The sequence below is a fragment of the Pannonibacter sp. SL95 genome (assembly GCF_026672425.1).
In the GTDB taxonomy this organism is placed as follows: domain Bacteria; phylum Pseudomonadota; class Alphaproteobacteria; order Rhizobiales; family Stappiaceae; genus Pannonibacter.
In genome coordinates this window covers 1-21,417 of sequence record NZ_JAPPRC010000006.1, presented here as the reverse complement: position 1 = coordinate 21,417, position 21,417 = coordinate 1, and the positions used below count along the sequence as shown (strand labels likewise).

29 protein-coding genes and 2 pseudogenes are annotated in these 21,417 nt (G+C 67.4%); 4 read left to right on the top strand and 27 right to left on the bottom strand.

From position 1 onward, the window contains the following. Window positions 1–26: 26 nt before the first annotated feature. The 3 genes from OVA12_RS17200 to OVA12_RS17190 all read left to right on the top strand — a co-directional run bounded on the left by OVA12_RS17200 (window position 27) and on the right by OVA12_RS17190 (window position 1,668). A complete protein-coding gene (locus tag OVA12_RS17200) occupies window positions 27–278 on the top strand; it encodes a hypothetical protein (protein ID WP_268139398.1) in 252 nt (83 codons plus the stop codon). 250 nt (window positions 279–528) lie between these two features. Further along, complete coding sequence (locus OVA12_RS17195; protein ID WP_268139487.1) at window positions 529–918, top strand: hypothetical protein; 390 nt, start codon at window positions 529–531, stop codon at window positions 916–918. Between the two features lie 120 nt (window positions 919–1,038). Next, window positions 1,039–1,668, top strand: coding sequence for a hypothetical protein (locus OVA12_RS17190; protein WP_268139402.1), 630 nt, complete (start codon window positions 1,039–1,041; stop codon window positions 1,666–1,668). Between the two features lie 305 nt (window positions 1,669–1,973). On the opposite strand, the gene OVA12_RS17185 is transcribed toward OVA12_RS17190, so the two are convergent. The 27 genes and pseudogenes from OVA12_RS17185 to OVA12_RS17060 all read right to left on the bottom strand — a co-directional run bounded on the left by OVA12_RS17185 (window position 1,974) and on the right by OVA12_RS17060 (window position 20,836). Beyond that, window positions 1,974–2,306, bottom strand: a complete 333-nt coding sequence (locus OVA12_RS17185; protein ID WP_268139485.1) for a hypothetical protein — start codon at window positions 2,304–2,306, stop codon at window positions 1,974–1,976. 131 nt (window positions 2,307–2,437) lie between these two features. Beyond that, entirely contained in the window at window positions 2,438–2,689 is a 252-nt protein-coding gene (locus tag OVA12_RS17180) for a hypothetical protein (protein WP_268139404.1), read from the bottom strand. 4 nt (window positions 2,690–2,693) lie between these two features. Continuing rightward, on the bottom strand, window positions 2,694–3,161 hold the full coding sequence (locus tag OVA12_RS17175) for an inadl protein (protein ID WP_268139483.1): 468 nt from the start codon (window positions 3,159–3,161) through the stop codon (window positions 2,694–2,696). Window positions 3,162–3,214: 53 nt separating this feature from the next. After that, complete coding sequence (locus OVA12_RS17170) at window positions 3,215–3,865, bottom strand: NlpC/P60 family protein (protein WP_268139481.1); 651 nt, start codon at window positions 3,863–3,865, stop codon at window positions 3,215–3,217. A gap of 63 nt (window positions 3,866–3,928) precedes the next feature. Continuing rightward, on the bottom strand, window positions 3,929–4,375 hold the full coding sequence (locus OVA12_RS17165) for a hypothetical protein (protein WP_268133662.1): 447 nt from the start codon (window positions 4,373–4,375) through the stop codon (window positions 3,929–3,931). Then, window positions 4,372–5,685: a hypothetical protein gene (locus tag OVA12_RS17160; RefSeq protein ID WP_268133663.1), complete on the bottom strand. Its 1,314-nt coding sequence runs from the start codon at window positions 5,683–5,685 to the stop codon at window positions 4,372–4,374. The genes OVA12_RS17165 and OVA12_RS17160 overlap by 4 nt, the downstream gene beginning before the upstream one ends. Before the next feature lie 5 nt (window positions 5,686–5,690). Beyond that, the gene (locus OVA12_RS17155) at window positions 5,691–5,948 is read right to left on the bottom strand and encodes a spike base protein, RCAP_Rcc01079 family (protein ID WP_268133664.1); all 258 of its coding nucleotides are present in this window, start codon (window positions 5,946–5,948) and stop codon (window positions 5,691–5,693) included. Between the two features lie 11 nt (window positions 5,949–5,959). Next, window positions 5,960–6,091, bottom strand: a complete 132-nt coding sequence (locus OVA12_RS17150) for a hypothetical protein (RefSeq protein ID WP_268139479.1) — start codon at window positions 6,089–6,091, stop codon at window positions 5,960–5,962. Between the two features lie 13 nt (window positions 6,092–6,104). After that, complete coding sequence (locus OVA12_RS17145; RefSeq protein ID WP_268139477.1) at window positions 6,105–6,449, bottom strand: hypothetical protein; 345 nt, start codon at window positions 6,447–6,449, stop codon at window positions 6,105–6,107. Further along, complete coding sequence (locus OVA12_RS17140; protein WP_268139475.1) at window positions 6,446–7,288, bottom strand: hypothetical protein; 843 nt, start codon at window positions 7,286–7,288, stop codon at window positions 6,446–6,448. The genes OVA12_RS17145 and OVA12_RS17140 overlap by 4 nt, the downstream gene beginning before the upstream one ends. Next, entirely contained in the window at window positions 7,272–8,366 is a 1,095-nt protein-coding gene (locus OVA12_RS17135; RefSeq protein WP_268139473.1) for a hypothetical protein, read from the bottom strand. The genes OVA12_RS17140 and OVA12_RS17135 overlap by 17 nt, the downstream gene beginning before the upstream one ends. Before the next feature lie 104 nt (window positions 8,367–8,470). Next, window positions 8,471–8,656 (bottom strand): hypothetical protein, encoded by a 186-nt coding sequence (locus OVA12_RS17130; RefSeq protein WP_268139471.1) that lies wholly within the window; start codon window positions 8,654–8,656, stop codon window positions 8,471–8,473. A gap of 4 nt (window positions 8,657–8,660) precedes the next feature. Beyond that, complete coding sequence (locus OVA12_RS17125) at window positions 8,661–10,205, bottom strand: hypothetical protein (protein ID WP_268139469.1); 1,545 nt, start codon at window positions 10,203–10,205, stop codon at window positions 8,661–8,663. Further along, entirely contained in the window at window positions 10,202–10,525 is a 324-nt protein-coding gene (locus OVA12_RS17120) for a hypothetical protein (protein WP_268139467.1), read from the bottom strand. The genes OVA12_RS17125 and OVA12_RS17120 overlap by 4 nt, the downstream gene beginning before the upstream one ends. 75 nt (window positions 10,526–10,600) lie before the next feature. Then, a pseudogene (locus OVA12_RS24010) lies at window positions 10,601–10,657 on the bottom strand (hypothetical protein); the annotation flags it as partial. 4,441 nt (window positions 10,658–15,098) lie between these two features. Further along, window positions 15,099–15,626, bottom strand: a pseudogene (locus OVA12_RS24005) (tape measure protein); the annotation flags it as partial. Window positions 15,627–15,892: 266 nt separating this feature from the next. After that, a complete protein-coding gene (locus OVA12_RS17110; RefSeq protein WP_268133673.1) occupies window positions 15,893–16,168 on the bottom strand; it encodes a hypothetical protein in 276 nt (91 codons plus the stop codon). Beyond that, window positions 16,165–16,530 carry a GTA-gp10 family protein gene (locus OVA12_RS17105; RefSeq protein ID WP_268133674.1) on the bottom strand — a complete coding sequence of 122 codons (366 nt, stop codon included), beginning with the start codon at window positions 16,528–16,530 and terminating at the stop codon, window positions 16,165–16,167. Before OVA12_RS17105 ends, OVA12_RS17110 begins: the two co-directional genes overlap by 4 nt. Before the next feature lie 76 nt (window positions 16,531–16,606). Next, the gene (locus OVA12_RS17100; protein WP_268133675.1) at window positions 16,607–17,077 is read right to left on the bottom strand and encodes a phage tail tube protein; all 471 of its coding nucleotides are present in this window, start codon (window positions 17,075–17,077) and stop codon (window positions 16,607–16,609) included. A 91-nt stretch (window positions 17,078–17,168) separates the two neighbouring features. Further along, the gene (locus tag OVA12_RS17095) at window positions 17,169–17,585 is read right to left on the bottom strand and encodes a DUF3168 domain-containing protein (RefSeq protein WP_268133676.1); all 417 of its coding nucleotides are present in this window, start codon (window positions 17,583–17,585) and stop codon (window positions 17,169–17,171) included. Further along, on the bottom strand, window positions 17,582–18,013 hold the full coding sequence (locus OVA12_RS17090; RefSeq protein WP_268133677.1) for an HK97 gp10 family phage protein: 432 nt from the start codon (window positions 18,011–18,013) through the stop codon (window positions 17,582–17,584). The genes OVA12_RS17095 and OVA12_RS17090 overlap by 4 nt, the downstream gene beginning before the upstream one ends. Then, complete coding sequence (locus OVA12_RS17085; RefSeq protein ID WP_268133678.1) at window positions 18,010–18,339, bottom strand: phage head completion protein; 330 nt, start codon at window positions 18,337–18,339, stop codon at window positions 18,010–18,012. Before OVA12_RS17085 ends, OVA12_RS17090 begins: the two co-directional genes overlap by 4 nt. Next, window positions 18,339–18,884 (bottom strand): hypothetical protein, encoded by a 546-nt coding sequence (locus OVA12_RS17080; protein WP_268133679.1) that lies wholly within the window; start codon window positions 18,882–18,884, stop codon window positions 18,339–18,341. Before OVA12_RS17080 ends, OVA12_RS17085 begins: the two co-directional genes overlap by 1 nt. Then, the gene (locus tag OVA12_RS17075; protein WP_268133680.1) at window positions 18,884–19,144 is read right to left on the bottom strand and encodes a hypothetical protein; all 261 of its coding nucleotides are present in this window, start codon (window positions 19,142–19,144) and stop codon (window positions 18,884–18,886) included. Before OVA12_RS17075 ends, OVA12_RS17080 begins: the two co-directional genes overlap by 1 nt. Before the next feature lie 54 nt (window positions 19,145–19,198). After that, a complete protein-coding gene (locus tag OVA12_RS17070) occupies window positions 19,199–19,495 on the bottom strand; it encodes a phage major capsid protein (protein ID WP_268141393.1) in 297 nt (98 codons plus the stop codon). A gap of 86 nt (window positions 19,496–19,581) precedes the next feature. Next, on the bottom strand, window positions 19,582–20,487 hold the full coding sequence (locus OVA12_RS17065; protein WP_268139463.1) for a phage major capsid protein: 906 nt from the start codon (window positions 20,485–20,487) through the stop codon (window positions 19,582–19,584). Between the two features lie 10 nt (window positions 20,488–20,497). Beyond that, entirely contained in the window at window positions 20,498–20,836 is a 339-nt protein-coding gene (locus OVA12_RS17060; protein WP_268139461.1) for a hypothetical protein, read from the bottom strand. Window positions 20,837–21,047: 211 nt separating this feature from the next. Here OVA12_RS17060 and OVA12_RS17055 point away from each other — a divergent pair, with 211 nt between their 5' ends. After that, the gene (locus OVA12_RS17055; protein WP_268139459.1) at window positions 21,048–21,173 is read left to right on the top strand and encodes a hypothetical protein; all 126 of its coding nucleotides are present in this window, start codon (window positions 21,048–21,050) and stop codon (window positions 21,171–21,173) included. Window positions 21,174–21,417: the final 244 nt, after the last annotated feature.

Sequence of the window (21,417 nt, the reverse complement as noted above, 5' to 3'; positions counted from 1 at the left end):
CCAAACGATACTGCGAGGCCAAAGCCATGACAGACAAGGTCGAAATCTACTGCGACAGCAACACCCACGGTGCCTTTTTTGCCAAGCAAGGCGACAAGTGGTTTACCGTCCCGTCCTGCCCCACCGGGTGGGCCAAACGGCGCGAATGGCAGCCCTGCGCGGCCATGGTGCAGCGCCTCATGCGCCACGGCATGCGGATGGGCTTCTATGGCCACGGCTGGCTGGCTGAGGCTGTTCTCGGCATTCCGCGCGACATGGTCGCAGTGACCAGGCACTGACAACAAAACAGCCCGCTCGTTTCCGGGCGGGCTGTTCGCTTGGGCATGAGCCCAACCTAAAGAAAAACTAGGTTTCGATCCAACACGACAGCGTTAGCCACCGCGACATTGGCATGTGCCAAGGCACATACTAAAGAACAACTAAGTTTCGATCCAGCGCGACAGGCAGGACCACCGCGACACCGCCAGCCCCATGCGCTGACCCCTCAACCATACGATGCACCTCAGGCCCCGTCAACACGCGAGCAACATGACCATGCATTCCAACCTCGCCCAGGCGCTGATCATCCGCGCCATCGCCCGCGAAGACGCCGAGCGCGCTCTGATCGGCGCCCCCCTCGCCGCCCTGCGCCGGCAGGTCGCCGCCGGCGAACACGCCGACCACCCGGCAGCCCTGACCGCCGATGCGGTACGGCAGGAGATCAGGAGCCTCGGCGTTTGCGACATGCCCCCGGCGACCGACCTGGTCGCCACACTTCTGGAGACGCTGTCGCAGCGCCTTGGAGGCAACGGCTATAAATCCGCCTGGGAGGCCATCGGCATCAAGCCCACGCGGGGCCGGGACCTGCTCGCCCGCTCGGCCGGCGCCGTTGACTGGCCGATCTGGAAAACACTCCGGGATGCCGCGCTGGCGGATTGAGCATCGCGGGCGAAAAACTCCCGCATCCACAAATCGCCCCTTTACAATGCGGGATTTCCGCTCTATATTCTGACCATGGCAAGGCGATGACGCCTGGGCCGAATGTCAGAGGAGACGAAATTGACCAACGAAACCGCGTTCCGCTTCGCAGATCATCTCAGCACCCTGTGCGCCGCGCTCGGCGACGGCTGGGGGTGGACGATTGATGCCGAAATCCCGCACTACGGGCAGGTTAACAGCCCCGACGGGATTGTGTTCACCGCCGTCCATGACGCCAACAAACGCTCCGTCGGCCTCTATCTGACGCCCCCGGCTGATCACGGCCGCCCCATGTCGGTGGCTGACTGGCTGGGCGAGAACACGTTTGGCGCGTCGATTGCGCCGTCCTGGTCGGAGTCCTCGACGGCAGAACTGGCGGCAGGCCTCGTCGAAGCGGCCCTCGGCGCGTGCCACGACTGCATGCGGCAGATCAACGAGCGCAAATCCCACGTCGAGGCAGAGCGCGGCGCTGTTAACGCTATTGATGCCGACCTCGCTGCTCTCGGATTTCTGCGGCGCGGTTCCGGCCATAACGTGAGTTCGTGCTGGGTCCTCAAATCTGGCCGGCCGGGATCACCGAACCGAGCCAGCGCGACTGTCGAGTTTGAAATGTTCAGCGAACGGGCGACGGCTGATATCACGATCCCGCGCCAATTCGTTCCGGCACTTTGCAATTTCCTCGCCGACCTCATGGCCCGGAATGCCGGCTAACCAACCGAAAAGCCCTCCTCTCACAGGGGGGGGGCAACAAACCCGCTGCGCTGGCCTGCGGCCGCCAGGCTGAGAAATCTCAGGCCTGACGGCGCTAGGCGCAAAACCCCGCGTGTGCGAGGAACGCAGTCCGCACCACCATTCGATACGGATCATCCCCGCGTGTGCGGGGAACTTAGTCCGCGCTGTGATGCGATACGGATCATCCCCGCGTGTGCGAGGAACTTAGTCCGACCCACAACCAGATACGGATCATCCCCTCGCGTGAGGGGATGCCGCATCCTATGCGCGCAGTTTGCGCGGTGTCAACTCCGCCCCCGCCACAGCCCCAACACATCGCGCGCTGTCGCCAGCGGGTCCCTGCTTGCCCGCAGCGCGAACGCAGCCCAGTTGCGCCCCGTGAGCGCCAGCCCCGCCGCCACCGCGTCCGACCAGGTCGGGTCGAGCGACAAAAACTGCCGGATCGGCTCGGCGAAAATCACCGCCGCGCCGAGCCCTGCCGCCACCGCCAGCAGCCGCCCCCACAGGGACAGGTCCCGCTGCATCAACGCGCCGAGAACGGCAAAGGCGAGTATCATCAGCCATTTGGTCAGCGACGCGTGGGCAAGCCATTGCCCGATCAGATCAATCAGTTTCACCGCATCGCTCCTGTAAAGTGTCAATTCGCGCCAGCGACAGCACCAGCCGGTCGCTCGCGTGGTCCATATCCTCCGGCTCCCAGCTGACAGCCGCCAGCAACGGCCGCAGCTGTTCGCAGGCCAGCGCCCGGTCAGCGCCGCCGGCTGCCGTGCTGACGAGCGGCGGCCCGCTCGCGCAGCCGCTGGCGCAGAGCGTCAAGGCCCCCGCCACCAGCCACCATCTGATCAACCGTCCATCTCGCATCCCGCACCTCCTCGCGCACAGCCTGCGCGGCCTGCCCCCGGCCCTCGGCCCGGGTGAGACGGATCAACCGCCAGCGATCGAGGAGCTGGCCGGCAAACGCGGCCAGCACCTCGGCTAGAATCGCCCACACCGTAGCCATCGGCTCAGCCCTGAGACCGCCCGACAACACCGTCGCCGTTGAGATCCGCACCGAGCCGCGCCTCGATCATCTCGACGAGCCGCCCCCGGTCGATCCCGAAATAGGTCAGCGCCTGCGGCACCGCCGCCATCGCATAGCGCGCGGCCTCGGCCACCATCTCGTTGCGGAGATCCACCGTCAGCGGCCCGGCCGTCACCCTGCCAACCTTGGACCGGGCGAAATCCACCGCGTAAAACAGCGCGTCCTGCAACCGAGCCCGCATCTGCTCGTCGAGCTGCATGTCCGCGCGATCCTCAAACACGGCAATCGCCCGGCGCAACAGCCAGAGCAAAGCGCCGACCAGCAGCGTCAGGCCGATCTCGATCACGGGCGCCGCCATCGGCGACAGGTCGACCACGGTCGAGGCCGCAGCCGGGTTGAGGGCAAGCAAAAGCAGGCCAGCGCCGAGCGCCAGCGTCATCATCATGCGCATGTCAGTCTCCTGGGATTGCGAGGCGTCACGCCTCGTTTGTGGTCACCTGACCCTCAGCGGTCAGGGCGACAGGACCGGTCAGCGGCAGCGGCACCGAGGCTTACCCACCGGAAGCCGAGCAGCCGATCGCGGGCGATGCGGGCAATGCTCACCATGTTCGATTGATTGCCGCCGAGAATGTGATAGTGCGTCGCGTCCTCGCCGACATAGAACCCGACGTGTCCGGACGAGCCCGTCCGCGAGCCGCGCCAGAACACTGCCACCGCGCCGACAGACGGCCGCGCCAGCTTCACGCCGAACGTGAGCCAGTTGCGGGCGAGATACGGATTGGTGGGCAGCACCTCATTTGTCAGCGCCAGTGCAAGCGAGGTCTCGACAAAATCCCCGCACCAGGGCAGCCGCGACGGATCGCCCAGCGTTTTGCCGTCCGACCGCAGCCAGGCCATCAGCCCGCCCCGGTTGCGCCGCTCATGCAGCCCCATTTTGGAGCGGGCGACGGTCAGCCAGGACGGCTCCAGATCGCCAGACACCGGCCCCAGCAGCGCACGACGCGTCACCGGCCCGACGATCCCGTCCGGCGTCAGGTTATGCGCTGCCTGAAACCGCACGACAGCCGCGCGCGTGCGCCGCCCGGGAATGCCGTCAATCGCCCCGGGCCGAAAGCCCTTGGCCTCCAGCGCCCGCTGGATCTCTTTCCAGTCCATCTCGATCTCCATAAAAAAAGGCCCGCCGAAGCGAGCCAGAAGGTCACATTGTGTGCGGGATAATCAGGCGACGATGTCCACCTCGGTCAGCGTCCGCAAATCGTAGTCATCCCCCATCCACTGGGGGAACACCCGCTTGCGCAGGCTGTCGAGCGGATAGCTCGGATTGAGGTAGACGACATAAGGCAGCCCCTGCCGGGCAAGATCCGCATCCGCAGCGGCCACCAGTTCCGGCAGGCCGGTCAACAGATGATCCGCACGCACCGCCAGCCAGACGCCGGGGACAATGATTTGAGGCGTCAGCTCGTAGCCCTCGTCGTCAAACGTCGCATCTTGAGCGTAGACCGTGACACGAACAGCCGTGATCTGTGCGCCGTCAAACGTTCCAGACTGCGGACGGATGGACAGGTCAGCCAGAGTGACCGGCTGACCCTCGTTAACGAGCCCGAGCGCGGCAAGGTCCACCGCGTCCGGGCCGGAGTAATGCAGGATGTGGTCAATCGTGATCATGACGCGGCCACCGCGATAAAGAGGTTGAGCGCTTCAGCGTCGGACAGGGCAAAGGCCCCGACTGCGGCGATGCGGATTTGTGAATTGCACTGTGTCGTCCTAGCTGTGTCGCTCCCGAGAGCAAACTGGCTGGCCCCCGGCAGCGGCACGACGACGCCTGATCTTGTCACATGTGCGTCAGAACCCACTTTCGTCCAAGTCGTGCCGTCGGGGCGAATTGTCGAAACAACGGTTGTCTCTGTGCCTGCCCAGACACTCCCCGTGTTTGTAATTGTGTTGTTTCCACCCCCCTCAAGAACACCTATCCCCAATGTGCCATTCGCCCTCAAGAACATTGAGACACGCCTGTTGGCTGCCGCACGAATTTCAAGCAGCGTTGCGAACGATGGCGCAGAAGACAGCGGAACGCCGCGCCAAACCACCGTAAGCGGCGGATTAACAGCCAGCCCCGCATCCGCAGCTGGGACGACAATACTGTCCGGCGCGACTGTGCCAGACCCGAAGGGCATCAGATATGCCGTCTGGGTTAGCTGCGGCGCGGCGATATCGAATGTCACATCGACCGCCGCCCCATTTGAGGGCGACATGGTAATTCTCATCCGCCCGAATGCCGCATCGGCTGCGCTGGTTAGATTGACATTGAACCGAGTCAGAACTGGCGTCGCATTGAGCGTGACTGTGTTGGCCAATGTAACAGACACGGCCTGAGCTTGGTCGGCCCTGCGTTGCGTGAACCCGAACTCGCCGGAAGCCGGGAACGCTCCAGCCACCACACCCATGTAGCCGGACACGTTGTACGCCGCGCTTGGCAGGATCGCAGGCGAAGATGCGGCTCCGGGCTGTAAATTCAGCTCATAAAAGCCCCCGTTCGACGTGCCCGAAACTCGAAACCGGATGACCGGCAGCCCGTTGACGGTGGAGACGCCGACAATCTGCGTCGTCATCCCGTGCGACGTGTTTACATACCAGCCGGTCGGCAACGCACCGCCCGAACCAACAACGCCGACAACAGCGCCTGTCCCGAGTGGGTTAGGGATCAGGTTCGTCCAGCCTTCCCGGCTGTCGTAACCGCGATCAGTCACGGCCATCACGCCGTTAGCGAACTCACGGGATACCCCGGCGCTGTCCTCAGCACGACGCGCAGACGCACGCGAGTGATACAGGCTGTCAATCCGCGACAACCCAACTTGTTGCCGGTTGAGCTGATAGCGCCCGGCCCGGAAATCCAGCGCCAGCTGAAACGGACCCATCCAGGCAGGCGCCTGCCGCGTCACCGCCAGCGGCCCGAGCCCCAGTTTGATCGCACCCATGCCGCTCACCACAGTGCCACGATGGCCGCAGCCGTGGTGCCGGTCGCACGCACCTGCCGCACCCGGATCGGCAGCAACCCGCTGGCCCCGGCCAGCGTCACCGTCTGGCCGCCCAGCATCGTCACCACCAGGTCGCCAGCCGACCCAACCCACAGCGCGCGCGACGGCACAGCCAGCGCGTTTGCGTCATGCGGCACCACCGCCGCCGCATTGGTCGCCGGGCTGTCCGGCGCCAGGGAATAGCTTTCAAACGGATCACTCATCGGTCAGCTCCTCAGGTGCGAAAATCGAATGTGGTGGCCGCCAGGATGACCAGCGGCGCGGTCGAGACGACGAAAAACGACACGGTGTCGATGGCCCCGGCCGCAGGCGACAGGATCGGCGCGCCGCCGCCGCAAACCGCCACGCGCCGGACCAGCTCAGCTGATGCCCCCGGCCCCGCCCTGCGTCAGGATCAACAGGCCGGACTGGCCAAGCGCCGCCCCGGTGGGGTCCATCACCGCCCGCGACCCTGTCAGTGTAAGCGCGAAGTTGAGACCCGAGGATAAGTCCAGCGTCACCGCCGGCCCCTCTGTCACGGCCACCGGCGCAAACGTGCCGGCAATCCAGTTGCTGACGGTCACCATGTCGGCGAGCGCAGCCGGGAAATTGATCACATGCCCGCCGTCATCGAAGCCGCGCGGGTTGCTCGCCGGCTCATAGTCGCCGGAATTGTACTGCGCGAGGCGCGTCAGCGCGCCCGCCACGGCTGCAGGTGTCGTCATGCCAGGATCTCCGTTATCTCAAACCCGGTCGCCGCGCGGCGCCAGTGCGCCAGCGTCAGCGCGTCCATGCGCGTGATGCGGCCAAGGATCGCCCGACGTTGCATGCGCACCGGCCCGTCAGCCGGATCGGAGATCACATGCACCTCGCCGGCATAGCCCGCCCGCGCCATCACATCGAGCACGTCGCCGAACGCCTCATCATCGGGCAGATGATCAAAGCCGAAACGGCAGATCCGCGCGCCGCGCCGCGCCCGCACATGCTGCCCACCGCCGAGCAGCGGCGAGCGCCACGTGGCATCCTCGACCTCATGGCCATTGCCCTGCACCGCGACCCCGGTCGACGGACGCCAGGACCGTCCGAGGAACAGCCGCCCGGCCTCGACATAGCCCGCCGGGTTGACCACGTCCGACAGCTCCAGCCGCCAGCTGCGAGCATTGACCCGCGCGGCAAACACATGCACCAGCCACAGCGGCGGCAGCGCCGAGCCATCCGTCAGCCCGGACCAATAACGCGGCGCATCCCAGCCGAGCCCCGCCCGGTCCGCCGCCATCGGCTGCAGCCTGCCGCTGTCAAACACCTCGTCGGTGAGCGCCCCGGCATAGCCGCGCAGCCGGTATCGATAGGCCGCCGTCAGATTGGTCGGGCCGAGCAGCCACGCCGAGAGTTTGCGCGGGCGCCCGAGATCGACGGTCATCTGCGTTGCCGCCTCGGCCGCCGACGTGCTGCGCGCCACCGCCGCCAGCGGCAGCCGCTGCAGGTTGGCAAGCGGCAACGCGGCCGCCCAGGAGCCGCCGGACAGCGTCGCGCCGTCCGACCAGGGATCATAGGTCAGGATCATTTGTCACCCGCAGTGGTATGTGCAAGCGATCCGCCGCACCTCGTCCGGATTGGAAAACGTCGCCGCCTCGCGCGCCTTGGCGACGGTAAAGGCCCGCATCACGCCATCGCCCTGCCGCTGGCTTAGCACCGGGCAGGCTCGACGCGCAGAGGAGATCACCCGCCGCGATATCCCCGCCCCGGCCGCAGACATTGATCAGCCCCTCGCCAAGCGAGTTGATCACCAGCCGGTCAAACCGCTCCGCGCAATAGTCGCGCAGCGCCGCCGCCTGCTGCGGGAATGCGGCCATCATGGCCCCCGCCTCAAACGGTACGCGACGGCTGATCACGCCATAAACACGTGGATCGGCCACCGTATCGGCCAGCGCATTGACGCCGACAGCATCGTCAAGGCCGCTGCGCATCAGGATGCGACCCGTGTCGATGACGATGTCACCCGGTCCGCCCGCCGACGCGCGCTCGAGGAAACCGTCATGCGACCCGGTAAACGGTGCGATGGACCCCACCTCGCCGTAAACCGCAAACCCGCCCGATGCCGCCGGCACGCCGATCAACCCCGACCCGCCGCCGCTCGCCCGGCCACGAATGCCGTGATTGTTGCCCGAGCCGCTGGACCCGGTCACGATCAGCGCCGGCTGGAATGCGTAGCTGGACGAAATGTCCGCAAATCCGGTCAGCTGCAACGCCCCGCCGGAGGAGCTGTTCTGGAGCCGCACCGCTGGCGTGCCGGATTCGCGCGCGACAGACATGACCACATCGCCCGAATAGGTCTCGCCGATGGCCGCCACCTGCGAGCCGGACGCGCTGATCACCCGCAGATAATTGTCGCTCGCCGACATGGTCACGCGCCGCCCGCTCGTCGCGGTCTGCACCGTGGCCCCCGTGATCGTGACGCCGGTCAGCGAGCCCGCCGTGACCGTACCGAGATTGGCCGTCAGCGCCGACAGGCTCGACACACTCATCTTGTCCGCCGTCACCGAGTAGGCCGCGATCTTGACCCCGGTCACCGCGCCATTGGCCAGCTCGGTATTGCCGACAGATCCGGGCGCCAGCGCGGTCGAGGTTGTCGCCGCACTCACCCCCGCCGTCGCCGAGGCCGGAAACCACGGCCCGAGATTGCCGCTGCGGTCGCGCGCCCGCGCCCAGTAAAACCGCGTTGCCGAGGTCGGCAGGCCCGTATGCGTCAGCTGCCCCGCCGCCCCTCGCCGGCTTTCGCCGCGCTCGCCCGGTCATTGACGCTCGCCGCCCAGATCTCGACGGCCGCCAGTTGCAGATAGGGCAGCACGTTGCCGTCACTGACCGCCACCGCCAGCGTGATTTGCTGCGCCCCGCCGGCTGCCGTCAGGCTCGTTATGGTGATGTCCGGCATGTCGTCAGCCCCACAGCGTCAGCGTCACGAGCCCGTCGCGCCATTGCTCGCGCCGGCCGATCACAACCATGTCGCGCCCGGCCTGATAGCCGAGCCGTGACAGGACGAGCCGGACGCTCACCCCCAGCCGCGCCGCGCCGGCCATCTCCGCCGGCACATCCAGCGCGACCAGATCACGCCGGACGCTGTAGAGCGCCAGCCGCCGCGCCGCCTCGGCGGCAGCAGCCCCCACGTCCGTCAGCAGCGTGTCAAATGTCAGCTCCGGCGCCAGAGGATGCCGGCTGCGCACCGCAGGCGCCTCGGCAATCACGTCCAGCGCATCGCGCGCGAGATCTGCCCGCAGCTCCTGCGACAGCATTTCGGCGACATCGCCCGCCTGGTACTGATGCCAGTGCCGCCGGTGCCGCAGCACCACCCGCCACGCTGGCAGCCCCTCGCCCGGATCGCTGACGCGCAACAGTCGCAGCGATCGCGCCTCGATCTGCCCCTCACCGATCTGCATCACTGGCACACCGGGCGCCGCCAGCCGCCCGACCTCGATTGCCCCGGTCGGCGCGGTCAGCAGCCACCCGCCGACGCTCGCCAGCACGTCCTGCATCGCCGCCAGTCCCGACCGCTCGTCGCCAATGAAAATCCCGGCCTCGCCCGGAGCTGCCGCCGCCAGCGCCGCGACCGACACCGCGTCGACCGACGCGCCGAGCCCCATGCGGATGAGCATCCGCTCGACCACGCGCGCCGCCGACCGATCCGCCAGCGCCGCGCCCTCCACCACATCCGCCGTCACCGTGCGATACGGCGCAGCCCCCAGCCGGAACAGGCCGAGCGCCCGGCACGTGCGATAGCGCCCGCCAGGGATCACCGCTGCCGCCAGCGCGGCGAGGCTTGCCACGTCGCCGTCATCGGTGAGCGGCACGCCCGCGTCAAAAACGCTGATCGCGCCCACCGCCCCGTCATGCACCTGATAGATGAGATTATGCGGGTTGACCGAGACCGCCGGCACCTTGAACACCCGCCCGAACACCAGCGGCCTGACCTTGCTTAGCCAGATCCGCCCCCCGTCCGCGCTTGCCCCCGCCGCCGCCGTCGTGCCGCCGTAGCGCGCGCTCTGGATCGGCTGGTCGAGATCGAGCCGCCGGTCATAGAGCCGCAGCCGCAGGCTGGTGAGCGCATCGCTGGTCGCGTCCACCGCCTCCATCGTGCCGGTAAACAGCCGCTCCGCCGCTGCGAGCCCGAGACGCGGATCGGCAATCCGGTCGATCCGGATCGCGCGCCCGTCAAATCCGTCATCAAGCCAGCCGTCCAACGCGCCGTCCGCATTGGAGAGCACCACCTCGCCCGCCGTCACCGACCCCGCGCCGAACGTCCGCCCCGCCCCGAACAGGCTCGCCTCGATAAAGCCGGGATCGGAGATCCGTGGCTCATAGAGCGTGTTGGCCGGCACCTCGGCAGGACCGCTCGCCCGGCCATGCGTCGACAGATAGCGGGTGACAACAGAGCCACCCGACCCGGCATCAGACCAGGCGTCCAGCGTGATCAGATACTCGCTCATCGAGCCGCCCTGCCCATGCCGACCAGCCGCCGCTGATCCTGCACCGCTCGCGTGGTTTCGAGCGTTGCGTCAACATTGGCCTTGGCCCCGGCCGCCACGACCCCGGCCAGCCGGTCCACGTCCTGCCGCAGCCCACGGATCTCGGCCGCCACCGCGCCCGAGTTGTCATTGGCCTGGAATGTCCCGGCCCGCATCTGCGCCAGCTCGCTGGCATAGTTGCGCGTCGCCAGCACCGGCATCACGAACTCGCCCGGCATCAGCATGCGCGGCACGCTGTCAACACCGGCAACCCCGCCACTGACCAGCCCGCCCGCCGCCATGCCCGGCAACCGCAACCGCGCCGCTTCCGGCGAGTTGACGATACCCGCCTGCACACCGGCCATATCGCCCCCTTTGCCGAGGTAATCGAGCCAGCCCGCAAGGCCCGCAGCGTCCGGCTCGCGCCCCAGCACCGACAGATAGAGATTGCGGATCGCCGCCTCGCGCGAGTTGGCGATGCCCGACGCCACGTCCTTGATCGAGCCGCCCCCGGCAAGATGCTGCTGCCAGCTCTACCAGCCCGCCCGCATCCGCCTGCCGCCCGAGCAGGGATTGATACAGCGCCTGGATCGTGGCCGTGTTCTGCGCGGCCTGCATCGCCGCCAGCTCGCGGATCGCCGCCGCCTGCGCACCCTCGGCACTCGCCAGCGCCGCCATCGCCGCATTGAGCCCGGTGATCGCCGCGCCGACCGATAGCACGCTGTCATTGATGTCGATCAGCGCGCCAACCTGCGTCTTCAGGGTCGCAAGCTGCTGCTCTGCCGCCGAGACCTGCGTTTCCGCACTCGCCAGCGCCGCTGCCAGTTGCTGGTCAACCGATTGCCAGATTGTGGTGTAAGCCTCGGTCGAGCCATAGTAAGCTCGCGCCTCGTTGAGGTAATCGCGGCTGACCTGCTCCAGCCTGCCGAGCGCATCCTTGTCGCCCTGCCCGACCTTGGCCAGCGTGTCCTGATAGGCCGCTGCCGCCGCCTGCAGTTTTTCCAAGGGCGACAGCGGCGAGAGCTGCGCGTCCAGCCGCAACTGCGTCCGGAACGCCTTGATCTGCTCGGCAAAACCGCCCAGCGTCGCAATCGTCTGTTCCAGCTCCGAGCGCTCGGCCTCATACGCCGCCCGCAGCGCCGCCCGCGCCTGATCCGCCGCCGAGCGCGCATCCGCCACCTGGTTCGACCCACCCGCCCCTATCAGCCCGCGCAGCGTGTCGGAAACCGCCGGGAACACCTCGGCCAGCGCCTCGAGCTGCGCTTCCGTGAGACCCGAGGTCGCCGAGATCTGGCCGAGCGACAGCTCCAGCGCCCGCAGCGCCCCGGTCGCCTCAAACCCCAGATCCGCCGCCGTTTTCAGCCGCTCGTTATAGAGCGTCAGCGCCTCCTCGATCTCGCTGTAATAGCCGATCCCCATGGCGCCGGAGATGCTGCCCCGGATGCCGGCATAGAGCCCGCGCGCGCCCTCGCCCAGTTGCGTCGCGGCCTCTGCCGCCGCTTCCGTCAGGCTTTCCAGAGCGCGTTTGAGCAGCCCGTCCACAACTCCGGCCGCCTCGCCGCTCGCCGAGGAGACGGCCTTGAGCGCATTGCGATAGACCTCGGCCCGCTCCGCCGCCGGCAGGCTGTCCGCCGCCCCCTTGGTGATCGAGGCGATGGCCGCGTCGAACTCCTCGAGCGCAAGCGCGCTGTCGAGGCCGAGAAGCTTTGTATCCGCCAGCCGCTCGCCGAGCGTCTTGACCGCATCATTGAGCTGGTTGATGTAGCCTTGGTCGGTGAGGTCATTGATCGAGCGCCGGATCTCGTCAGCGAACTCGCCGCGGAGCTTGTCCATCGCCGTTTTGACCGCATGGTCCACCGAGGCCGCGGCCTCGTCCGCCGACATCGCCAGCCTGATCAGTGTCTCCTCGAGGCCGACCGCCGAGCCCTTGATCTCGTTGATCCGCTCGGCGACATCGCTCATCGGCTCGACGCCGGTCACCAGCGAGATCGCGTAGCGCTGCGCCGCATGCTCCATTTCGGAGATGTAGGTGTTGACCGCATCCGGATCGAGATCGTTGCCATAGTCCCGCAGCCGGTCGAACATGTAGCGTGCATCGTCGACCCAGCCGGTCAGCTGGTCGCGCGCCTGCTCCATGTTGTCGACGGCATCGAAGAACGCGGTATCAAACCCGAAGCCCAGGTTGAGATTGCCGAGCGCAACATCGCGCTCCTTGCGGAACGTCTTTTCCAGCAGCGCGAAATACTGGCTGTGCAGCTGCTCCAGCTCGCGCTGCAGCCCCTTGTTGCCCGCATCGCGCGCCATGATCTGGTACTTGACCGACTGGTCCGTGTATTCCGTATGCCCGTCGCGGAACTCGCCGATACCCCGGCCAGCGCTCATCTGCTTGAACTGGTTGATGGCGCCCATCGACGTCGCCAGCTCGCGCTGCGCCTGCAGCCGTTTTTGCTTGGCCTGCGCATTGCCGCCGAGAATGCCGCCGAACAGCCCAAGCCCGCCGCCGACCAGCGCACCAATCGCCCCGCCCACCGGCCCGAAGGCAAGACCTGCAGACAGCCCGGACAGCGCACCGCCCAGCCCGCCCATGAGCGGCGAGCCGGACTGATAGCCCATGCTGAACGCGCCAAGCGCCCCGCCAAGCGCCTGGCCACCAGCCGACATCAGCCCGCCAGCCCCGCCCTGCGCCAGCGCCCCGAAAATACCCGTCGCCGCGCCCGTGCGCGTGCCACGCATCGCCCCGGCCTCGACGGCATCGGTCAGCGCCGCCCCCGGCGAGCCCTTCAGCGCCGAGCCCATATCCTTGAACGCCTCGCCCGAGAACAGCCGGTCGATGTTCTGATAACCGATATCGGCAAACTTGCTCGTCACCTTGTCGAGCAACTCGTCGAAGGAGTCGAACCCGCCCTCCATCAGGTCGCGGAACACATCCCCGAACCCGGACGAAAACGCGTCGCCGAAATCCCGGCCCATGTCAGCGCCAAGCCCTGAGAGCACACCGCCCTGTTCCAGCTCGTCGATCCGCGCCCGCACGGCGATCACATATTCGGGCGGCAGATCCTCGCCCGTGGCAATCAGCGCTGCCAACGCCTCGCGCAGCTCCTGCGCCTCTTCCGCCGCGCGCAGCCAGGGCATCTCCTGCTGCGCCGTGCGCTCCACAAGCCGCCGATAGTCGTCAACCGACTTGACCGCGTCCTTGACCTTTTTCCCCGCTCCGCCCGCCTTGCGGCCCTTGTCTTCGAACGCTGCCGCACTGTTGCCGAGCGCCTTTTCCAGCGCCCGGCTGTTCTTCGCCAGCAGATCGTCAATCTCGGCCTGTTGTGCGCCCGATTTAACCAGCGCCCGGATGCCTTCCGCCCGCTCCTCGAACTGCCGCCGGATCTGCGCCGCCGCCCGCTCCTTGGCTTCAGCATCTTGTCGATCAGTGTGTCTTTCTCGATGCCGCATGAGTTCGCGATAGGCCCCGGCCACGCCGGTAATCTCGCGCTTCTGCTCTTCGAAGCGATCCATCAAGGCCTGGCTGGCACCGAGCGCGTCCGGCATGAACGCCGCCGCCTCAAGCCCCTTGTTCAGCTCTTCGCGCGCCTTCGCCAGCTTTTCCTGCGCACCAATGGCCGCCTGCGTCCCGGGCAGCGCCGCCGACGGCGCCCGCATCGAGGCTGCATAGGCGTCAACCGCCGCAGCCGCCCCGGCGAACTGCCCCGCCGCACCCGCCGCCGCATTGCCCGCCCCGGCAATGGCCCCGCCAGCGCCGCCCGCCGCGCCCTGCACCAAATTGAGCGCCGCCTCGCCATCGCGGACACTGCGCTCCAGATCGGCAACCTGCGTCGTCGTGCGCAGCGCCTGCTCGACCAGCGCGACCAGCGCCGCATTGCCGCTGTTCTCCGAGCCGAGCCGCGCCAGTGCGTCGCGGAACTGGTCAATCCCGATCCGGCCCTGGTCAAAATCATCGGCGAGCTGACGCAGCGCGCCGCCCTGTTTAAGAAATTCGTTGAGCGGATCGTCGATCCCGAGCTGCACCCGCCGGTCCGCCCGGCGGCCCATTGCCGTGCGCCAGACATCGAGCGCCGCATTCAGCTCCGCGCGTGCCGACTCCAGCTGGCTGCGCTGTTCCTTGAGAGCCTCACCGACCTCGAATGCCGCCATGTCGCGCGAGGCCTGCGACAGTTTTTCGACCTCGGCACCGGTCTGGCCATAGGCCTCCCGCAGCCGGCGCACCGCCGCCTCGAGGCTCTGCGTCGCGGTTTCGGTCTCGCTCGTCCGCGTCGCCCAGATCGCCACCCCAGCCGTGATGGCGGTAATGCCGAGACCGATCGGTCCGCCAAAAAACGCCAGCGTGCCGCGCAGCGCCGACATCGTCGCATTAGCCGCCCGCGCCCGCACCGTGCTCTGCGCCAGCTCGTCCGACCAGCGCGCCATGCTGGCCGTCGCCCCGTCGACCGCGCGCTCGGCGGTGCCCACATCCCTGTTCAGCCGGGCGAGCGTACCCGCCGCCGCCCCGTTTGCGACCGCAAGGTCTCGCCGCGCCTGCGCCGCCCTCAGCGTTGCCACCGCATTGACGCCCTGCGCCCGCGCATCCTCGAGCGCCGCCGCAGCATTGGCCCGCGACGCCGCGACCGCCTGCATCGTGCCCTGGACATAGTCCGTCACCGCGCCGATGGTCCGCCCGGCGAACACCGCAGCCAGCGCGATTGCGGCCATATCCGCATTGCGGGCAAGCGGCACCATCGCACCCGCCGCGCCCTCGAGCGCCGATCCCAGCGCTCCGCCAAACCCCTCAAACGACGCCCGGCTCTCCTCGAGCGCCGACGCCGCATCATTCGCAAGCCGCGAAATCGCGTCCGACAACCCACCCCGCCCGATGGCATCCGCCGTCAGCTGGATCTGGTCATCGAGCGCAGACAGCGCCCCGTTGAGCCCCTGCATCTGCTCGCGCATGGCCCCGGCAAACGTATCCGTACCGATTCGCCGCAGATAGCGCTCGACCTCGTCGGCGCTGTTGCGCACCGTCGTCGTGACGCCCTGGAACGTAAACGCAACATCATCGCCAGACTTGCTGGCCTTGACGCCAAATTCCTTGAGCCGCTCGAACTCACCAGTTGTGGCATCCGCAATGGCCTCGACCCACTGCATAAGGTCCTTGCCCATGGCCGAGGCCGTGTTGCCGTAGCTCTCCATCGCCACCATCGACGGATCGAGCCCGAGAGCCTTCAGCTTGATGAACGCCTCGGTCGCCTGCGCAACCGAGAACGGCGTCGTCCCGGCAAATCGCTTGATCTCCTCAAATGCCGCCGCGCCGGCCGCCGCCGATCCGGTCACAGTCTTGAGCGAGGCCCGCAGTTTTTCAAACGACGCCGAGGTCTGCACGACCCCGTTGATCAGTTGCGTCGAGCCGAGCGCCGCCATCGCCGCAGAGACGCCGAGAAACGCTCCCTTCAGCCCCGCCAGCGCCTGCTGCTGCTGCTGCATCGCGCGCATGTTCGCAGCCCAGACCCGGGCCGACTGGGCCGACGAGCGATTGAAATCGCCCGTTGCCCGGTCGACCTGGGCAAGCCCACGCTCCGCCTTTCGCGAGAACGCGCTAATCTCGGCATCCGCCCGGCGCAGCTCGCGCTCAAACCCGGCAATATCCGCCGCGAGCACAACTTCCATCGAACGATCAGAATCACCGGTCATGTCGTCTCCGATGCGGCCCGCGCCGCGATCATGCCGTTATGCGAGCTGGCAAACCGCATGAGCTTGCCAGCCACCCCGTCGCCGCCGGGCGGCGTCGGCGCTGGCGGGAACACCGCGCGCAGCACCGACGAGATCAGCTCATGCCGGGCGTCAGCAGCCCGGCGGATGTGGTCGAGATTGGTGTCGAGCGTTTGAGCCGCCGTCCAGCCGAGGTGCCCGGTGCCGAGGTCGAACAACCGGTCCAGATACTCGGAGACGGCGGCCGCCCTCACTCCGGGTCTGCGTCTCCGTCATCCGGCGCGTCGGTTTCGGCAGCCGCATCCGCATCGCGCCCGCCTGCGGTCAGGTTGCGCAAGAACTTGATGGCGGCCTCGCCATACCCGGTGAACAGACCACCGGCGAACACCTGCGGCTCGATCTCGTCAATCGTCTCCTGCAGCCGCTTTGCGTTGAGCCCGGCCGCCAGGACATAGGTCAGCGCCGCGAAGTCCTGTTGCACGAACTGCTGGTAGACCTGGGTAAAGCCGCCGAACTTGGAATTGATCTTCCGCGCTGCATCGAGCGTCGGGCGCAGCACGCGCTCGCGCCCACCGAGCGTGATGGTCACCTCGCCCGAACTGAGACGGTCGGTCATTGGATTTGCTCCTGTTATGTGGCTCAAGGAAAAGGACCGGCGGCACACTCGCCGCCGGCCAGTTGGCTGCCGACCGTCAGGCGGCAGCCGGGACGATCAGAACCGTCGTGTTGATGGCCATGGTGACCGAGCCCTTGACGATGGCGTCGGCATTGCCGACCTGCGTCGTCAGTTTCGTCACCGCCGCGTGAAAATAGAAAATGGTGTTTTTCCCGGTCGGAGTCGGCTTGTCGTCCAGCTCGATCCGGATCGCGTAGTCGGCATCAGCCGCAACCGCTGCAGCCAGCGCCACCTGGCCAGCATCCGCAGGATCACGCCCCAGCGTCAGCTGCAGATCGCCCGCATCAAAACTCGTCTTGAACTTGCGGACGCGCCGATTGTTCAGCGCCGTGAAATTGGCAAGGCCGACATTGTCGCCGAACTCGCCGATATCCTCGACCTCGCCGATCTCGGTCCAGGGCGTCAGCGCCGCGTACGCGGTCGGTGTGGTCGCGGCCGTGGTCGGGCCGATGGAAATGCGCGCCCCTGCGCCAGTCTGTACTGCCATTGTCGTTGTCTCCTGTGGACACGAAAAAGCCGCCTCGCGGGCGGCAGAAACCTCCATCTGGAGGATTGATCGGCGGCAGGCGCCGCGTATGTCAGAGTTGCTCGGTCAGGATTTCGAGGCTCATCTGCCCCATGAAGGTCAGCCCATCCGGCTCCGGGCTCGTCGCCTCGGTCAGTACCGTGCACAGCACCACCCGGCCCGAGACGTTACCGCTGTCGTCGGTGAGGTCGCCGCGCCGCCGGTGCAGCCCGCCACGGATGCGGCCCATGATGCGCAGGCACTCGGCCTGTCCGCTGTAGGCCGACCAGACCGACAGCGTCACCAGCCAGCGCCGTTTGAGATCCGTCAGCCGGTCTTGTTTGGCCGCGACCACCCGGCTGATCTGCACATAGGGCAGCGCCTGGCCGGGCCGCGCCACATCGTACACCGGCACAGCCGGCAGCGGCGGCACCGCGGAGAGCGCTGCCGTGAGCCGCTGGTAGACCCAGCGATTGACCTCGGTTGTCATTTTCTGGTCCGCGATTTGAGCGCCGCCCCGGCGGACAGCACGCCGCCGGTCGCCCGGCCGATCCGTGCCGCGATGCCCGGCGCGTTGAGATCCAGCGCCGGCCCCATGAACGGGCTCGCCGGCATCGGCGGGATGTTGCGCTCCGCAGAGCCTTTGGTCCCGAACTCGATGAATTGCCAGTAGAACCGCTCACGCGCGGCTGTCCGCGACAGCAGCCCGATCCGCGCCCGTAAGCCGTCGCCATCAACCTGCGCACTCAGCGCCGCCGCCAGATCACCCGTGCGCACCGGTACCAGCCCGCGCATCGTGTCGAGCACGTCCTGCGCCCCGGCCTCGATCTCCCGCGCCACCGCCACCCGCACCCGCCCCGGCATCCCCTTGACCGCCGCCCGCACCCGGCCAACGCCCTTGATCTGCGACTTGGTCATGTGGTCACACGCTCCACACCGAGGGAAATTTCGGCAACCGCCCGTCCCCGATCCGTCACCGATATGACGCGGTAGGACGCTCCCGCGATCACGACGCGGTCATTGACTGCCGCCTGCCGCGTGCTGGCACTGCGCCGCACACGCACCTCGCCGCGCACCGGATCGGTGATCCGGCCCGCCTCGCGCCGCTCCCGCGTGGTCTCGAAAACCACATGGGCTGCACAGGCGCTGATCTGCACCGGCACCTCGGTCGCACCGCCGAGCCCATCCGGCACCCGGTCGAGGCGACTGATCACCACGCGCTGATCCATCTGCCCCGCGCGCATCAGAGGCTCCTCCAACGCAGCTGGCGGATCAGCGCCGACGCACCGCCCGGCATTTCCAGCGGCGACGCGCCCACTACAACGCCCTCGCGCAGCATGTCGAGCGCACCCACCCGCAACTTGACCAGCAACCGCGCCGCCGGCAGCCGCTCCTCCGGCAGGGCACAGAGATAGTCGACGCGCCACAGCGCCCCGGGCTGATACGCCGCAAGGCTCGGCAGATCGACCCAGGCGCCGCGCGCGTCACGGCCCCAGGCAGGACCAGCCACCAGCGTTGCGGTTGCCCCTTCGATCACGCGCAGGCTGACCTCGGTCACGTCAGGCAACGCCAGACGCTGCAGGCCAGCCTCGGCAAACTCCTCCCGCCAGCGCTGCGGCAGGATCACCCGGCCGAGCGCCCCGCCCGGCCCTTCAAGCTCGGAGACAACCGACGCCTCGAGCGCCGCCAGCGTTGCGTCATTGTCGCCTGGCTCATACCGCAGATGCTCGCGCAACTCGGCCACGCTGACGACCGGCCCCGCAGGAGCCTCGATCCGGACCGCCGGCATCACACACCCGTCTTGCCTGCCCGCTTGGGCGATGACGCGGCAGCCTCGTCGTTCTGCGCGTCGTTAGCGCTGACCTGGTCCGGCTCGCTCTGATCCGTGTCATCCCCACCACCAGCATTCGGGTCATCCGCTACATCGACACAGCCAAGCGCAATGGCTGCTGCCAGCAGCTCGGGCGGGCATTCGCCGCCAGCCTCGATCACCACCGGATAGATTTCCCCGGCCCTGACGCCCTCGAACGGCTTCGTCACAATCGGCATCGCTCATCTCCTTGGAAAGGCGGCGGGCGCACACCGCGCCCGCCGGGATCAACGTCAGGCCGCCACGCGGTGATAGCGCATCCACTCCGGATTCCAGAGCCCGCCGCCGACGCGCCTGGTCGTGTAGAACAGCACGTATGGCTTACGCGTGTAGGCATCGCGCAGCACCGAGACCCCGGTCCGGTCGAAAATCCGGTACGCCTCCGCCATATTGCCGTAGACAATCGGGATCGCATTGGCGGCGACATTCGGCAGACCGGACAGCTCGCGCACGGGCTCGCCGTTGAGCGTGGCCGGCTGACCCGCCTGATAGGACGGCTGCCAGAGATAGTTGCCATCACCGTCCTTCAGCTTGCGGATCGCGCGATACGTCAGCCGGTTGGCATACAGGGCTGCACCGGCACGCCGCTCCGCTTACAGGCTGGTCGTGAGGTCGATCAGACCATCGGAGGTGAGTGCCGCAGCCGCACCGGTCTTGATCTCCTCGACCGCCCGAGTGGATGGCGCTGCGCCGCCGGACGCGCCGACTCGGCAGCTGCATAGGAGTTGAGCAAGCCGGTCGGCTTGTTGACGCCGTCGCCGGAGATGAAGGCGACGCCCTCCTGCCGGGCAAACTCGGTGTTAACCTCGCTGGCAAGCCATGCCGCGATGTTGATCTCGCTGTCCTCGAGGATCTGGTTGGTCGCGGCCGGCTGAGCGTAGATCTCGCCAAACGCAAAACCGTACTCTGCCAGCTGGCTGCTGTTCGTTTCAGGCCGGGTAGCCGTTTCCCCCACCCAGCCCGAGGACGTCCCGCCGATGTTGTAAAGCCGTTTGAAGCCGCGTCCGGTGACGGTCTGCACAGCAGCGAACTGGCGCATGGGAGAGATCAGCACCAGCTTGTCAGTGATCGTCCGATCCCACTCGACCGGCGCGGTGTAGCCACCGTCCGAGTCAGAGCCGACCGAATAGGCCGCCGAAACCCCCTGCACGCGCATCGCCGCCTTGACCGCATTCTCGTCGACGCGCCCTCGCACAAACGCATCAAACGTCTGCGCGTAGGCCCGGTCTGCCTCAGTCATCACCGCCGGTGCGCCCGGCCCGTGATCCCGGGCAGCCGCTCGGATCGCCTGCTGATCGAGCGCCGCTTGCAGCTCGCCGACCTGAGCGTTGATGCGCTCCAGCTTCTCGGCCGTCACCACGTCGGCATACTGCGCCTTGATGCCAGCCAATTCCTCGGCGTGCGTCTTTTTGAACTCCTCAAACGCCTGACCCAGCTGGGCCAGAACCGCATCAGGGCCATTGCCCTGCGCGCGAGCGAACAGGATGCCGCGCTGTCCGGCGGCGCTGGTATGAATAGTCATCTTTTCTGTCTCACTTTTTCAGGGTGGCAATCAGGCGCTGTACGGCGCCAACGTCCAGACCAGCGCCGGGCATGGTCTCAGCGGCAGCGCCAGGCGTGCCGGGGAAGGCCTGCCGCATCAGGGCGCGCCGCTCGGAACGCGGCACCCCCGCCTTGGCAAGCTTCATGTCGAGCCGCGAGCGTGCGGCTTTCTGCGTGTCCGTCGTCGGACTGAGGTCCGGCGCGGTGAATGTCTCGTCGGCAAAGGCCAGCTCGATGGCACTCCCTGCAGAGAGCCAAGTCGTCTCCTTCATCATTGCGCGAATCTCGACTTGTTCACGGCCCGTGCGGGCGGCGTAGATCCCGGCCATCGCCTTATCGAACTCCCGAACGCCTCAGCAGCGCTGGCAAAATCTGCTTCACCGCCGACAACTGAACCCCAGCTGTTGTGGATCATCAGGAATGAGCCGAGCCCCATCTGCACCGTGTCACCCGCCATGCTGGCGATGATCGAGGCCGCGAGGCCGCGAGCCCCATCACCCGCACGGTCACCCCGCCGGATGCTCGGCGAGTAGGTTGTAGATGCTGACGCCCTCGAACATGTCGCCGCCGGGGCTGCCGATTCACGGTCACGTCGACCGGGCCGATCTGCCGCAGCGCGCCCGCATCCGTTTGGCCGTCACGCCCTCGCCGGTCCACCAGTCCTGACCGATCACGTCATAAATCGAGATCGTGGGCGTCTCGTCGCCCTCGGCCGAGCGGCGTCCACCGTTCCAGCGCTTTGGATGCCGGTTGCCGACACAGGCCGGGGCCGCTCGATCGCACGCTTGGCAAGGTGCGCAGGCTCATTGACGTGTCTCCTTCTGGCCGGGCATCGGCGGCAGGGTTGCGCGCCTCCGGCAGGTCCATGAATCACCTCGCGCACCTTCCGTCGATTTTCCAGCCGGTGATG